This window comes from Kordia sp. E (genome assembly GCF_056033805.1).
Window position 1 is genome coordinate 1,100,343 of sequence record NZ_JBRASR010000003.1, and the last position, 14,508, is coordinate 1,114,850.

The following is a 14,508-nucleotide window of genomic DNA, read 5'->3' on the forward strand; positions in this document are numbered from 1 at the left end:
GTATTGGTGCATTATAAAATGTCAATACCTTTTTACATTTAGTAAAGTCAGTATATAATTAGTTTTGTGCTGAATCTAGCTATAGCAATGACAGAAATATAGCATTCTTAAAGAACACTATTGTAAAATAAAAAACTAAATAGTAAATTTGATTCATATTAAAACCGAAAATATAATGGACGAATTTAAACAAATAATGCCCGTAAGTGCTTTAGATCAAGATGCTAAAGTTACTTTTTATAAAAAAACATACACACATTTAGCCTTTGCTGTATTACTATTTGTAGTAGTAGAATACCTGTTACTTCAAGTAGATTTTATCGTTAATTTAGGTGTGCAACTTATACAAAGTTGGGCGTGGTTGCTGGTATTAGGAGGATTCATGCTTGCTAGTAACTATGTTGAACGTATGGCATTTAGTTCAAAAGATAAAAACACACATTACTTAGCTTTGTTTGTATATGTGTTTTTTGAAGCCTTAATATTTGTACCACTAATATACTTAGCTATTCAATATTCAGGAGCGTTAGAGAAAGATATATTATCACAAGCTGCCGTGATGACATTAGCCTTATTTACAGGATTATCTGCTGTAGTGTTGATAACGAAAAAAGATTTTTCCTTTTTAAGATCGATCATTACCATAGGTGGTTTTATTGCTATTGGGTTAATTTTAGCTGCATACATAGGTGGTCTACACTTAGGATTATGGTTTTGTGTAGGAATGGTTGTATTGGCTGCGGGTTCTATATTGTACCAAACATCTAATATGGTGCATAAATATGAAGAAGATCAGTATGTGGTAGCTTCTTTAGGATTGTTTGCTTCGTTAATGTTACTATTCTGGTACATTATCAGCATTTTCATGAGAGAATAAAAACATACAAATTATATACTAAAAACCGCTTTGCAGTACTGTAAAGCGGTTTTTTTATTACATTAAACAGAATTGAAATGTTATTTTGATACGTCAGTAATTCTTTAATAATATGGTTTTCCGTAACGATAGTTAGAAAGTTGTTTGTATTTTAATTTTTTAATCTAACTTGTAAATACCTGTATATAGGTATGTTATATGAGTGTGATGCTTGTTACTTTAGCTATATAATAATCAATAAATAATCATATCATGAGAAAAACTACCATTATTAAAGGAAGTTCTATACTAGGTATATTAGTTTTAATAGTTTCTTTGTTTGCGAACTTTTCTGTACCTAAAATTTCTACTTCTAATATTAGATTCTCGGTAAATGTAAATGATACTTTAAATTACCAGAGTATACATGCAGACAAGCGTTTTGGTGTTACAAAACTTATAAATGCAAAATTTAAATTGGGTAAAAAGGTTGATACTCTTGTAGAAATAGAAAAGATTGAGTTAACACAAATTAGATTATCTGGACTTTTTGATTATTATGGGTTCGTTAAATCTTATAAAAAAAATGATAGTGTTATAAGAATAATTATGAAACCACTAGGGTGTAAAAGTATTGAAGTAAACTTTAAAAGACCTTTTAATATAAATACAGAAAAACCAGCAAAATTTACAACAGAAATAATCTACTCAGATGATAAAATATTAGAAATTATTAATGGAAGTAGTGGAGATAATAAGGTTGATCTGTTAGATGAATATATAGATTCAAAATTTAGTGATGTGGGTGGTCGAATTTGTAATGTAAATTGTATACATGAATAAAAAACTCATCTTTAAAATATTTTTCATTTGTTTTTTTTGCCACTCTCAAGCTCAAAATGTAACCAAGTACGAAATACATAAAAACATATTAATGTCTTTGCATTCAGGAGATGTTCAAAAAACTGAACAACTCATAACAAATGTTAATAGCAATAGCATATTTTATAATACAATATTATGGGAAATAAATCTATTTGAAAAAGGAGAAAATGACGCTTCTTTACATAGTAATATACTAACTACAGCAGTTGCTAATAAAAAGGACACTATATATAAATTAATCCATTTTGGTAATTATCATTTATTTCACAATAAACAAGATGTAGCATACACAAGCTTTCTGAGAGCACTTAGCCTTTCTAAAAAACAAAACGATTCTATACTGGTATGCAAAATATTAAAGAAACTATGGTATATAACAAATAAAAACAGGAAACTAAGAAAAGATCGAGATAGATACATTCATGACTATGAAAAGTACGCTTATAATGAAATTGAGGGAAGATATGTAGCATTATATAACTTGAGTCATAATTATTCAATGGAAAAAAGAATTACTACAGATTCATTGAATAGACTTCTCAATAAAGCGATCAATACAAATAATAAACTATGCATTATTGATTATTATAATCAGTATGGTATTATATATGATTTTTATTTAAATGATACTGAAAAAGCTATTACATATCATACTCTAATTTTAGAATTATTAAAAGATGATGATTACTATTACTTCAAACAAATAAGAAAAAATACATTAAATAATTTAGCTTGTATTTATTATGATCGAAAGAACTATATGAAAGCTAAAGAATTATTTAAAAAAGCTTATGAAATTAGATCAAACAAGAGGTTCTTAAAAAATGACTCCATCATCGTTAACTGGCTTGCCAAAACACATTACAAACTAAACAACTTAGATAGCGCTTACTACTATGCTCAAAAAAAAGACACCATTAGTAGAGAACTAGGGCAAGCAACCTATGCAGCCAACATAGAAGAATACAAACGTAAATATGATGTAGCTGTAGAGCAAAAGAAAACATTAATAGCCGATCGTGAACGCATCGAAAATGGAAACATGGCAATACTACTTACAATTATTCTTGGCGGTGTATTAATTATAGGAATCTTAGTCTACAGGAACCTAAAACGAAAACAACTCCTCACGGAACGCGAAAAACAACTAGAAGCAGAAAAGCTAGAAAAACTACTCAATGAGCAGGAACTTGTCGGAATCAATGCCATGGTAGAAGGACAAGAAAAAGAGCGCAAACGCATCGCTAACGAACTGCATGACGATTTGGGAAGTAGCATGGCTACCTTACGACTCTACGCTGAAAACGCACGTACCAAAAACGAACAAGTTATCGAAACTCATGATAAAATGCTGACTATCATTGATGATGTATACAAACGTGTACGCAGTATGGCTCATACACGAAACTCAGGTGTGCAAGGAAGTAAAGGACTTATACCTGCAATTCAACTTTTTGCACAAAAAATATCGGACTCTAAACAATTACAAGTAGAAATCACAGCATTTAGTATGAATACGTACTATGACAGTGAGTTAGAATTAGAAATCTTTCGCATTGTCAAAGAACTTATTACAAACGTCATTAAACATGCAGAAGCAACAGAAGTACTTATTCAGCTTACCCAACATGATGATTATTTAAACATCATGGTGCAAGATGACGGGAAAGGGTTTGATGCCACAACTAGCAATCAAACGGACGGAATGGGCTTGTATAGTATAGAAAAGCGTATTGAAAGTAAAAATGGTACGATGGAAATAGACAGTTCTTTTGCACATGGTACAACTATCACTTTAAATATTCCAAACAACTCATAAATTGATAATATCAATCACTTTGATTTGGCGCAATAGATCTGTTCTTGGATTTTTGAATATTTACCATACGTTATTACAAGGGCTAGAATGACACGGTAACCTATCCTTAAGGTACTAAATACTAAATGTTGAATTTTAAATTTAAAAGTACTAATTACCCAACACCCAACACCTATTACCCAACACTTTGCTGTTAGTATAAAGGTAATTGCTACACTTTCAAATTAACGCATCTTCAAAATAGACTCATTAGGTCTTAATCAAATGTTTTATCATTCGTTGTCTAGCTTTTCCTTGTGCTAGCTGAATACTTTTTGCATAGTCAGATTCTGATAAAGCTCTATTGATAATCTCTCCGTTTTTATAGACAATCCACCAATATTTTGATTCTTGTACATACTGAGCAATCAAACGATAGCCATCGTCTGTAATTACTTCTTTAAATTTTTGATTTCCTTTCCAACGCATAATCTAGGGGAACTAGCATTTTTTAATAGTTGAAAAGTACAGAAAATAAGAACTGAGACGCTTACTTTTCGATTAATTGCAGTTTGGTGTAGATAAATAAATGATTTAGATTGAATAGCCGATAACAAAGTTGAAAATGTCAAATTAACAAGTTTGAAGCTTATGTATTTACAAGTTTAAGAGTTTATGTTTTGAAACAAAATGTAGAAAAACAAATTACCCGACACCCAACACCCAACACCCAACTCTCCCGTAAGAAAACCCACAACCATCCACGGTTGTTTTGCCTGAATTTACTACGGTTTACCACTATTCATAGAAATTGTTTCTGAAAAAATACTGAGATTCATCATATGAAACACGCTTGCAGCAGCCATATGTAGTTAAAAGTTTTCATGTTGCACGGCTGCGAGAAGCTTTCAAATCCGTCGGAAAGCTTGTTGCATGTCTGCGAGAACATTTCCAACGCGTTGGAAAGCTTCCTGCACGTCTGCGAGAACGTTTCAAACGCGTCGGAAAGCTTCCTGCAGGTCTGCGAGACGCTTCCAAACGCGTCGGAAAGCTCCCTGCATTGCTGCGAGAAGGTTTCAAACGGTATTTTATTGCGAATTATTCAATAAAACACCAAAAAGTGAGCAAAAAATTATGAATTATTTAAAATCGATGAATTATGGAAACACCAGTTTATTCTCGCTATAGAAATAGCGAACTATTACAATACATGAAAGATGTATTAGAACTTGTCAACGCAAATGATGTTGACGTATTACAATTAACAACACAACGAGATGCCTTAGCGACACTCACTAATCAAATGGACGATTTGTTTCAGCAGGAACAAAGTAGTGGTATTACCCAAGAACTAATTGATTTAGACGACAGACGTGACAAAGCGTTTATAGGAATTAAAGCTACTTTGGAAGCAAATCAATATTATTTTGATGAAACGATAAAAAATGCGGCGGCGAGTTTGTTATATAACATGAACAACTACGGTACTAATATTCCGAGAATGAATTACCAAGCAGAAACTGCCGTGATTGACAGCATGTTGTCCGAATGGGAAACAGAGACAGTACTTATTGCTGCTATTACAACCTTAAGTTTGGGTGATTGGATTGCCGAACTAAAAATCGCCAATCAAGTTTTTAACGATCGGTATTTGGCACGTATCTCTGAATCGGCAGCTAACCCAGCCACGAGTTTTACAGCAATACGTGATGTTGTTATCAGTAGCTATCGCGAACTTACAGCGCATACGGAAGCGCATGCTATTTTAGGGAGCAATGCTACACACCAAGAATTGGTTAATGAATTTGGCGTATTGGCAAAGCAGTACAATCAAACGGTGAGTTTGCGTATGAGCTCGTCTTCGGAAGAAGAACCAATACCAAATACTGATGTTGTAGAGATTGGAGACGAAGCTTCACAAGTGTAGGTTGATTGTAACTTAGGTATCAAGTATGAAAACCATCTGAATAGTATAAAAGCTATTTGGATGGTTTTTGTGTATTTTCAATACGTTGTATAGTATTCCTAAATACTTTATCTAATTTCTTGAATAGTTTCTTTTTTGTAATAAAAGAAATGTATGAGACTTGTGTAGTACTGTCTATAAATTTTTCAACTTCTTTAGATATTATTTGAGGTGATATAATGATAATATTTCCTTCTTGATGCGCCTTTACAATATTTTCAAGAACAGATGTAGTTATTCGATGTGATGCATTCAAATTATAGATATAATACTTGTTAGTATTAATATCAATATTCATATTCTGTTGAAAAACTTGCTGCTTCTTATGTATAATTTTAACCTTATTAGCAATCATAAAAGCTTCTGTATGATGTACCTGTTTTATAAGTGCAAAGAACTCTAGGATTTCTTCTCTATGAATACCTACGAAGGAAACACAAATATGTACGAAGTAAAATATGCTAATGATAAAAAGTAATACGACAACAATGGTAAAATCTAGAGCCCAATGTGTTTCAATTTGTAATACAAAAAAGTATACGTATACAAACAAAGAATATAAAAGAAACACTTCAGATATAAACGAATCTTTCCAATCTGCTAATTCTTTTTCAATTTTACTTTTAGAGTAGGATTGGAGTCGCTTGTAGTATTCCTTAAATTTTGATCCTAAACGAATCTCTCCAGTTTTTACATTAAAAGAAGTGATCTCCATGGCACTACTTACAATAGCTGTGATATATATTACTCTATTCTTACCCAACTTTCTTTTAAATTTTTTAGATATATATTTTAATATACCTAATGGTAAAATTATTAAAATAATAATTGTACTGTATTTACTAAATAGATAAAAGAATACCACAAGTAGTACACGCCCACTAATGATAAACTCATAGACTTTACTTAAAAAATCTTCATCCGTAGGAAGTATCAATTCATAAGGACCGAAAAAATTAGTATAGGCAACAGAAGTAATGATAGAAAACAAAATGATTTCAAGCAGATTGAAAACAATCTTTTTAAGTTTACTGGGTTCTTCTATAAGGGATATAAGTATTTCTTTCATAAATAGAATGCAATGTATATTTTAATGTATATGAGTGGCTTAAATGGTTTAAGTGTAAATGAATTACATTTTCAACGATTTTCATTACGGATTACCGTAACTAATACTAAAGTTTTTCCAGTATTCTTGTGATATGAATGTGGTGCTTATATAGCAATGCTAAACAAATTTTAGTATTTTCGAATTATATAAGAAAACTCACCTGAAAATATATATGTCCAAAAACAAATTAACCCTTGAAACTCTTGAATCTTGGCTGTGGGATTCTGCCAATATTTTAAGAGGAAGTATTGACTCTTCTGACTTTAAAAATTACATCTTCGGATTGTTATTTTTAAAGCGTTCCAACGATGTATTTGAAGAAGAAGTAGAAAACAGTATGGAACGTGATGGCTTTACCAGAGAAGATGCCGAAGCCGAAGCCTATTTTCAATTGCCACAAGAAGCGAGATGGGACAACATAAAAAAAGAAACTGAAAATATTGGGATCGCGCTGGATAAAGCATTTGCCGCTATAGAACGCGAAAACACCTCACTTGAAGGCGTGATGACTGCAACAAAGTTTGGCGACAAAGAAAAACTTTCTGATGAACTGCTACAACGCTTATTACGTCACTTTAATCAGCACTCATTACGGAACGATCATTTAGCATCACATGATTTATTGGGAGATGCCTATGAATATCTAATAAAAATGTTTGCGGACGATACGGGAAAAAAAGGAGGTGAATTCTATACACCAAGAGGTGTCGTACAACTCATTGTACAACTTATAAAACCTGCACCCAAACACAAAATATACGATCCTACCTGTGGTTCTGGTGGAATGCTCATAGAATCGGCACGCTATATTGCCGCACAACCCAATGGAAAGGTAGGAAACAATATCAATGTAGCATTGTACGGACAAGAAAAAAATATAGGTACATGGGCAATAGGAAAGTTGAACATGTTGCTACACAACTTTACAGATGCTGACTTACGCAAAGGAGACACTTTAAATATACCACAGCATCAAAATAGCGAAGGCGAACTCATGCTTTTTGACAGAGTAATTGCTAATCCGCCATTTTCTATGGGCGCATGGTGGGCAAAAGCCGAAGCCAATATAGAAGTAAAGCTTGATAAAAACGGAAACGAAAAGAAAGTAACGCCTAACTATAAAAAAGTAGTAAGTGATCCGTACGGGCGTTTTCAATACGGAATTCCGCCACGTGGTTATGCAGATTTAGCATTTTTACAACACATGATTGCAGTATTAAAACAAGATGGAAAAGCAGGCGTGGTATTGCCACATGGTACATTATTTAGAAGTGGCTCGGAAGGAAAAATACGAAAAGCATTGCTAAAAGCCGATTTGGTAGAAAGTATTGTAGGTTTGCCAAGTGCCTTGTTTTACAATACAGGGATTCCTGCAAGTATTTGGATTATCAACAAAACTAAAACCGAAGCGCAAAAAGGCAAGGTGATCATTATTGATGCCAGCAATGACTATAAAGATGGTAAAAACCAAAACGAACTTTTAACCGAACATATTGAAAAAGTAGTAAACGCCTATGATGGCGCCACCGATGTAGACAAATACATGCGCATTGTACCACTAGAAGAAATAGCCGACAACGATTACAACCTAAACATTTCACGCTATATAGATACCAGCGAACCCGAACCCGAAGTAGATTTACAAGCGGTACAGCAAAAAATAGCAGCTTTGGAAATACAGGAAGCTGAGATTGATAAGAAGTTAGCAGGATTTTTAAAGGAGTTGGGGATATGAATGAAGGGTATAAACAAACTAAACTTGGAATATTACCTAAAGATTGGGAGGTAGTAAAACAGGTTGAAGTGGCAACTTTATTCAATGGGAGAGCATATAAACTTTCTGAATGGGAAGCAGATGGAGTGCCTGTAATTAGATTACAAAATTTAACTGGATCAGGAAAAGAATATTATTACTCTAATCTTGAATTACCAGAACATCAATACTGTTATAATGGAGATTTACTTTATATGTGGTCTGCTACTTTTGGACCAGTTTGGTGGTTTGGAGAAAAAGCAATTTTCCATTATCACATATGGAAAATTGAGCATGATATTAAAAAAATAGATAAATGTTTTCATTATTATTTGTTAGATAATGTAACTAGAAGAATGAAGAATGAGTCTCATGGCTCAACTATGATGCATGTTACTAAAGGAGGAATGGAAAAGCTATTAATACAACTTCCTTCACTATCAGAACAACAAAAAATAGCAGACATCCTAAGCACGGTAGATGCTAAAATAGACCTCATTGATCAACAAATTAGCGAAACCCAAACGTTAAAAAAAGGCTTGATGCAGCAGTTGTTAACTAAGGGTATTGGGCATTCTGATTTTAAGGAATCGTCTTTGGGTGAGATTCCTTTGAGTTGGGAGATTGTAAGGATAGGCGATGTATTGAAATTAGGAAGTGGAAAGGATTATAAACATCTTAGTCAAGGTAACATTCCCGTTTATGGAACTGGAGGTGTTATGACTTATGTAAATGAATATTTATATGATGGAGAAAGTGTTGGAATTGGAAGAAAAGGAACAATTGATAAGCCTGTTTTTTTGAATGATAAATTTTGGACAGTAGATACTCTTTTTTATACTCATTCATTTACTGAGGTTATTCCGTACTATATTTATGTAGTTTTTCAATCCATCAATTGGAGGAAGCATAGTGAAGCAACAGGAGTGCCTAGTTTATCAAGGTCAATCATAGAACCCTTAAAAATTCTATTACCGCCTATAGGTGAGCAATCTAAAATAGTTGACATATTTCAATCATTAGACAATAAACTAGAATTACTAGCAAAAAAGAAAGAAACCTACCAAGAACTTAAAAAAGGTTTGATGCAGCAGTTGTTAACGGGAAGAGTAAGGGTAAAAGTTTAAAAGTAAATACTATGTTATTTAATAATAGAAGAGATATTGAGTTAATTGAATATACTAATAAATCAATTGTTACAAAACGTATATCACCTGTAATCACTAATCATAGCCCTATAACGTTTAGAAGTTGGCGTTTGGCAGATGCTATTGCAAGGACTATATGTTCAAGACAATTGGGTAGTAGAGAATCGTGGTTTGATTATTGGTCAAGCTTATTAGGTTTGTCAAATTTAATTCATAGTAATAAACCTAATATTAGAATTATTGCTTCAAGAATTGAACGTTTACGGGATTTTTCTCGTACAACAAGAATTGGAGAACTATCTCAAGGATTAACATATTTATATTTAAGGGATAATCATTATCCTTTTATAAATGATTTTGAGTTTTTCTGTGAAACCAATAACATTCCAATTCCCAACCAAGTGTCTACACCTGATTTTGTAGCCCAAGAAAACAATTTATTGAATCAGTTGTGTTTAGCTGAGTCTAAAGGAACTGAAACTCAATCTTCGGGTAATATAAAATCTAAACTAGCAAAAGCATTAAGTCAATGTGATAGTGGAGAACATATAATTACAAGTAGTAGCGGGTTTAATATTATAAAAAAACTTGGATTTTGTTCTGAGTGGTCAAATGAAAATGATGCAGAAAATTCAAAATTTCATTTTGTAGACCCTACCAAAGATTTTCAAGATAAAAAGAATGAGTTTTCTCCTATGAGACTCCATTATGCTACGTGGTTTTATATGATAGGAGATTTTAAAAATTCTGATAAATTGATAAAGGGTAATAAAATAGAATTAGATGAAAGCAGATTTCGAAAAGAAAATATCTACGATAGAGAATATCTTATTTTGAGACGGTTACCAGAATCTTCCAGATATTTTTTCTTTAATAGGTATCCATTTTTTGAAATTTTCAATGATTTCTTTGAGCTTAGTGAAAAAAGTTTTAATGTAGGAATATCTGTTGAGGTCTTTAGCCTCTTAGAAAAAGGTGAGTATTCTAATTTTCAGGAGTTAGATTTTTTTAATGATTCAACAGAAAATGTTGAACATTTTTCTGATGGAACAATTATGATAACAAATGAGTATAACTAACCAAAAATTAAGGCCATTGTAACACCATGAGTCAATCACCAGAATATACATATAGCGAATTACCTGCCATTCAGTTGTTTCAACAACTAGGCTATGCGTATTATGATGCAAGCAAACAAGATGAACGCGAAAGCATTACGGAAGTAGTGCTCACCAAACGACTGGAAAATGCAATCAAAAAACTCAATCCTTGGATCAATGACGCTAACTTATACAAAGCGTATACTGCTATTACATCGGTTACGGGTGCTTCTTTGATGGAAATCAATCAAAAGATTTGGGAACTCATTCGTGGTGGGAGTTTTCGAGTAAAGCAAGTCATTGATGGGAAAGAAGAATTTAAAGCTGTTCATTATATAGACTATCTCAATAGTAATGAAAATGATTTTTTGGTCGTCAATCAGATGAAATATCATGGTCGCTTTCAAAACTCCATTCCCGATTTGGTGGTCTATCTCAATGGTTTACCAATTGGTGTCATTGAATGCAAATCGCCCAAAGCAGACAATGCATGGGAAAAGGCGTATAGTGATTTGGGCTATTACCAAGAAAACTCAGAAAAACTATTTCACTACAATCAAATCTGCGCAGGTATTTGGGATGTAGGTGGAAAATATGGTGCGATCAATGCGCCCAAACAATTCTATTCTGTATTCAAAACTAGCAACACGGATTCTGAAATCATCGCGCAAGCAAAAAAAGAACAAGACAAGTTAGTATTGGCACTCTTTCAAAAAGAACGTCTTTTAGACCTCATTCGTCACTTTGTATTGTTTGAATTGGAAGAAGGAACAACAATTAAAAAATTACCACGATACCAACAGCTACGAGCTACCAACAAAACCATTGCACGCTTGCAAGCAGGAGAAGGTGGTGTGGTATGGCATACACAAGGTTCTGGAAAATCATTAACCATGGCGTATGTAACTCGAAAATTGCAAGCACCTGAATTTGGTTTTGAGAATCCTACAGTATTGATCATGACCGATAGAAAAGACTTGGATCGGCAAATCACTACCACATTTCAAAATGTAGGGTTCAAAAATGTCAATCAGGCTTCTTCGGTAGTACACTTAGACAAATTATTGCGCAATGACTATGGAGGTATTATCACTACCACATTGCAAAAGTTTCAAGAAACGGACAAAGAAGTCACCGATACGGCTGACCAAACCGAATTGGAAGAACGCGGCAATTTGATGATAGAAAAACACATCAAAGACAAAACGCTGATAAAAATTACCAAAGCGTTACAAAAAGGGAAGTGGGTAGAAATAACACGTCAAGAAATAGCACTGGAAGAACTCTCCAAAAAAGACAACTTATATATATTAGTAGACGAAGCACACCGAAGTCATTATGGTTTCCTAGCTTCCTTTATGCGTACCGTATTGCCCAATGCAAAATTTATAGCCTTTACAGGAACGCCTATTTCTAAGGAAGACAAATCGACTTTAGGAGAATTTTATGGCGGTAACTATATAGATGTATACACCATTACAGAAGCTGTAGCCGATGGTGCCACAGTTGAATTGTTATATGACGAAGGAATTGCCAGGCTTGATGTAAAGAAAGAAGCATTAGACAAGGAGTTTGAAGAAAAATTTGGAGATTATTCCGAAGCTAAGAAAGACAAGCTAAAAAGAGAAGCACTTACGAAGTATCAACTCTCCAAAGAGCGCATTACAGATATTGCCAAACATTTAATAGATCATTACAGGAATAAAATATATCCTGATGGTCACAAAGCAATGTTGGTCTGTAGCGGTCGTATGCATGCCATACGATATCAACAAGCTTTACAAGCATTAAAAGAGGAAGGCTTTCATGCTTTTGAGTCGAAAGTTGTGATGAGTATTGGTTCGGCAAAATCAGACAGCATTGCTAAAAGTTATTATGAAACGTTGGAGTGGAATAAGAACAATCCGCAATCACAAAAATCGATTTGGGTTGTGCCGCCAGAAGACATTAAGAATGCTACGGACAATTTTAAATTGCCTTTTGGAAACGAAGCAGAAACTGAGAAATCAGGCAAAAAGAAGTTTGACAATACAGCCATCATTATTGTGTCTGATATGTTATTGACAGGTTGGGATGCGCCTATAGCATCGTGTTTATATCTAGACAAGCCACTTAAAGAACATAACTTATTGCAAGCGATTGCACGTGTAAACCGTTCTCGAAAAGGAAAAGAGGCAGGTTTTATAGTTGATTATAATGGAATTACGGCATATTTAATTCAGGCATTGGAAATTTTCTCGGGTGACATACGACCTGATGATATTTTAAAGAATATTAATGAAGAATTGCCTAAGTTGGAAATGAACCATACCAAATTGGTTGATTTCTTTAAGCCGATGAAAATAAGTAGGAAGTATGATCGTGTAGATTATATTGATGCAGCAGTACGCTTTATTGAACCTATTGATAAAAGAGATCAATTTAAGGTATTATTGAAAGCTTTTAACAAGTCAATCAATATTGTATTACCGAATACCAAAGCCATGAAGTACCAAAGTGACTTTAAGCTGTATAACGAAATAAAGTTACGTGCTAGAAATGCTTTTCCAGATGATGATGGATTGAAAATAAGCAAAGACGAAAGCAAAATGCTACAAGGCATGATAGACGAACATCTAAAATCGGAAGGTGTAGAAAATCTCTTAGCAGAACCTATTTCTATTATTGATAAGGAAAAGTTTAAACAAGAAATACTAAACGCTTCTCCTGCCACCAAAGAGTTGAAGATGCGAAACAATTTAAAGCATACCATAAAAGTCGGACTCGATAAAAGCCCAGACTTCTATAAACCTTTAGCACAACGTTTAGACGAGTTGTTAAAACTTAAAAAAGAGGATCGCATTACACAATTAGAATTACTCAAAGCCTATACCGAAATGCAAGATGAAATCATTGCACAGCAAAAGGAAGGAGAAAACAAAGGTTTTACTACCGAACGTGAGCGCGCGGTTTACGATTCTATGAAAGTATTATTTGATGATGATGCTGTAGATGTAACTAAGACTATCTTTGACTTAATACATAAAGAACTCGATCTTGTAGGTTGGCAAACAAAAGGGCGTGTACAAAATGATATGAAGCGCAAGATACATAGGTATTTAAAAACTACCTCGCTAAATGAAGCAGAAGCGAATACAAAAGCGAAAGAAATGATTGCTATTTTACTAAAGAATACAGATGCCTAACGTACAATACGGAAATAAAACCATTAGCTATACTTTTCAACCCAAAGAAGGGTTGAAATCACATTATATTAGTGTGCAAAAGGATGTAGGCGTAATATTGAAAGGTGATCCTATTCCTGTGGAGAAGGAACAAGCTATGATTCTCAAAAAAGCCCGTTGGATATTAGACAAGTTACAATTAGTAGAAGCCATTGGTATGGATGATATTGTAACAGGGAGTCGTGTGCAATATTTAGGACGTAAATATTATGTTGAGGTATTTGTAAATAATGACTTGCGTGCTATTGAAATCAATTTCACCGAATCTAAATTTAAAGTTGTTGTGCCTGAGTCATTGCATACTCAAGAAGCGTTGAAGCAAGCTTTTGAAACTTTCTTTAGAGAGAAAGCAACGGAGAAGATTGCACCAAGAGTTAAGAAATGGTCAAAGAAAACAGGTTTTCATTACAACGAAGTAAAGATTCGAAAATTAGACAAGCGTTGGGGAAGTTGTACACCATCCAATACTATTTTGATCAACATAGACGCTATTAAACTTCCTTTCAGTTTGATTGATTATTTAATAGTACACGAATTGGCGCACACCAAAATTAAAAATCATTCCAAAGAGTTTTGGGCAGAAGTTTCAAAGCATATTCCCAATTGGAAAGAGTTGGATGCTAAGATGTATGGGATGAGGTTGTAGGGAAGTTAAGGAAGCAGTAAA

12 protein-coding genes are annotated in these 14,508 nt (G+C 33.5%); 9 read left to right on the plus strand and 3 right to left on the minus strand.

Annotated features, from left to right (window positions below; translation table 11 throughout):
* Positions 1–175 precede the first annotated feature (175 nt).
* From ACUUYC_RS17820 to ACUUYC_RS17830, 3 genes are all read left to right on the plus strand, one after another.
* Complete coding sequence (locus ACUUYC_RS17820) at positions 176–877, plus strand: Bax inhibitor-1/YccA family protein (RefSeq protein WP_474268030.1); 702 nt, start codon at positions 176–178, stop codon at positions 875–877.
* Between the two features lie 252 nt (positions 878–1,129).
* Entirely contained in the window at positions 1,130–1,699 is a 570-nt protein-coding gene (locus ACUUYC_RS17825; protein ID WP_474268031.1) for a hypothetical protein, read from the plus strand.
* 91 nt (positions 1,700–1,790) lie between these two features.
* Positions 1,791–3,560, plus strand: a complete 1,770-nt coding sequence (locus tag ACUUYC_RS17830; RefSeq protein WP_474268032.1) for a tetratricopeptide repeat-containing sensor histidine kinase — start codon at positions 1,791–1,793, stop codon at positions 3,558–3,560.
* Between the two features lie 249 nt (positions 3,561–3,809).
* On the opposite strand, the gene ACUUYC_RS17835 is transcribed toward ACUUYC_RS17830, so the two are convergent.
* Together ACUUYC_RS17835 and ACUUYC_RS17840 are read right to left on the minus strand one after the other, a co-directional pair.
* Positions 3,810–4,028, minus strand: a complete 219-nt coding sequence (locus tag ACUUYC_RS17835; RefSeq protein ID WP_474268033.1) for a hypothetical protein — start codon at positions 4,026–4,028, stop codon at positions 3,810–3,812.
* Positions 4,029–4,421: 393 nt separating this feature from the next.
* Positions 4,422–4,619: a hypothetical protein gene (locus ACUUYC_RS17840; RefSeq protein WP_474268034.1), complete on the minus strand. Its 198-nt coding sequence runs from the start codon at positions 4,617–4,619 to the stop codon at positions 4,422–4,424.
* 79 nt (positions 4,620–4,698) lie between these two features.
* Here ACUUYC_RS17840 and ACUUYC_RS17845 point away from each other — a divergent pair, with 79 nt between their 5' ends.
* Complete coding sequence (locus ACUUYC_RS17845) at positions 4,699–5,466, plus strand: DUF6261 family protein (RefSeq protein WP_474268035.1); 768 nt, start codon at positions 4,699–4,701, stop codon at positions 5,464–5,466.
* A gap of 52 nt (positions 5,467–5,518) precedes the next feature.
* On the opposite strand, the gene ACUUYC_RS17850 is transcribed toward ACUUYC_RS17845, so the two are convergent.
* Positions 5,519–6,574, minus strand: coding sequence for a hypothetical protein (locus ACUUYC_RS17850; RefSeq protein WP_474268036.1), 1,056 nt, complete (start codon positions 6,572–6,574; stop codon positions 5,519–5,521).
* A gap of 214 nt (positions 6,575–6,788) precedes the next feature.
* On the opposite strand from ACUUYC_RS17850, the gene ACUUYC_RS17855 reads away from it, so the two are divergent.
* From ACUUYC_RS17855 to ACUUYC_RS17875, 5 genes are read left to right on the plus strand one after another with little or no spacing between them, the layout of a single operon-like run.
* Positions 6,789–8,351, plus strand: coding sequence for a type I restriction-modification system subunit M (locus ACUUYC_RS17855; protein ID WP_474268037.1), 1,563 nt, complete (start codon positions 6,789–6,791; stop codon positions 8,349–8,351).
* The gene (locus tag ACUUYC_RS17860) at positions 8,348–9,496 is read left to right on the plus strand and encodes a restriction endonuclease subunit S (protein ID WP_474268038.1); all 1,149 of its coding nucleotides are present in this window, start codon (positions 8,348–8,350) and stop codon (positions 9,494–9,496) included. The genes ACUUYC_RS17855 and ACUUYC_RS17860 overlap by 4 nt, the downstream gene beginning before the upstream one ends.
* An 11-nt stretch (positions 9,497–9,507) precedes the next feature.
* Positions 9,508–10,596 carry a hypothetical protein gene (locus tag ACUUYC_RS17865; RefSeq protein WP_474268039.1) on the plus strand — a complete coding sequence of 363 codons (1,089 nt, stop codon included), beginning with the start codon at positions 9,508–9,510 and terminating at the stop codon, positions 10,594–10,596.
* Between the two features lie 26 nt (positions 10,597–10,622).
* A complete protein-coding gene (locus ACUUYC_RS17870; protein ID WP_474268040.1) occupies positions 10,623–13,802 on the plus strand; it encodes a type I restriction endonuclease subunit R in 3,180 nt (1,059 codons plus the stop codon).
* Entirely contained in the window at positions 13,795–14,487 is a 693-nt protein-coding gene (locus ACUUYC_RS17875; protein ID WP_474268041.1) for a M48 family metallopeptidase, read from the plus strand. Before ACUUYC_RS17870 ends, ACUUYC_RS17875 begins: the two co-directional genes overlap by 8 nt.
* The last annotated feature ends 21 nt before the right edge of the window (positions 14,488–14,508 follow it).

What these genes read in the sequence shown, in the direction of transcription:
- ACUUYC_RS17820 (WP_474268030.1), top strand. Translation starts at nt 176, where the DNA reads ATGGACGAATTTAAACAAATAATGCCCGTAAGTGCTTTAGATCAAGAT.
- ACUUYC_RS17825 (WP_474268031.1), top strand. Translation starts at nt 1,130, where the DNA reads ATGAGAAAAACTACCATTATTAAAGGAAGTTCTATACTAGGTATATTA.
- ACUUYC_RS17830 (WP_474268032.1), top strand. Translation starts at nt 1,791, where the DNA reads ATGTCTTTGCATTCAGGAGATGTTCAAAAAACTGAACAACTCATAACA.
- ACUUYC_RS17835 (WP_474268033.1), bottom strand. Translation starts at nt 4,028, where the DNA reads ATGCGTTGGAAAGGAAATCAAAAATTTAAAGAAGTAATTACAGACGAT.
- ACUUYC_RS17845 (WP_474268035.1), top strand. Translation starts at nt 4,699, where the DNA reads ATGGAAACACCAGTTTATTCTCGCTATAGAAATAGCGAACTATTACAA.
- ACUUYC_RS17850 (WP_474268036.1), bottom strand. Translation starts at nt 6,574, where the DNA reads ATGAAAGAAATACTTATATCCCTTATAGAAGAACCCAGTAAACTTAAA.
- ACUUYC_RS17855 (WP_474268037.1), top strand. Translation starts at nt 6,789, where the DNA reads ATGTCCAAAAACAAATTAACCCTTGAAACTCTTGAATCTTGGCTGTGG.
- ACUUYC_RS17860 (WP_474268038.1), top strand. Translation starts at nt 8,348, where the DNA reads ATGAATGAAGGGTATAAACAAACTAAACTTGGAATATTACCTAAAGAT.
- ACUUYC_RS17865 (WP_474268039.1), top strand. Translation starts at nt 9,508, where the DNA reads ATGTTATTTAATAATAGAAGAGATATTGAGTTAATTGAATATACTAAT.
- ACUUYC_RS17870 (WP_474268040.1), top strand. Translation starts at nt 10,623, where the DNA reads ATGAGTCAATCACCAGAATATACATATAGCGAATTACCTGCCATTCAG.
- ACUUYC_RS17875 (WP_474268041.1), top strand. Translation starts at nt 13,795, where the DNA reads ATGCCTAACGTACAATACGGAAATAAAACCATTAGCTATACTTTTCAA.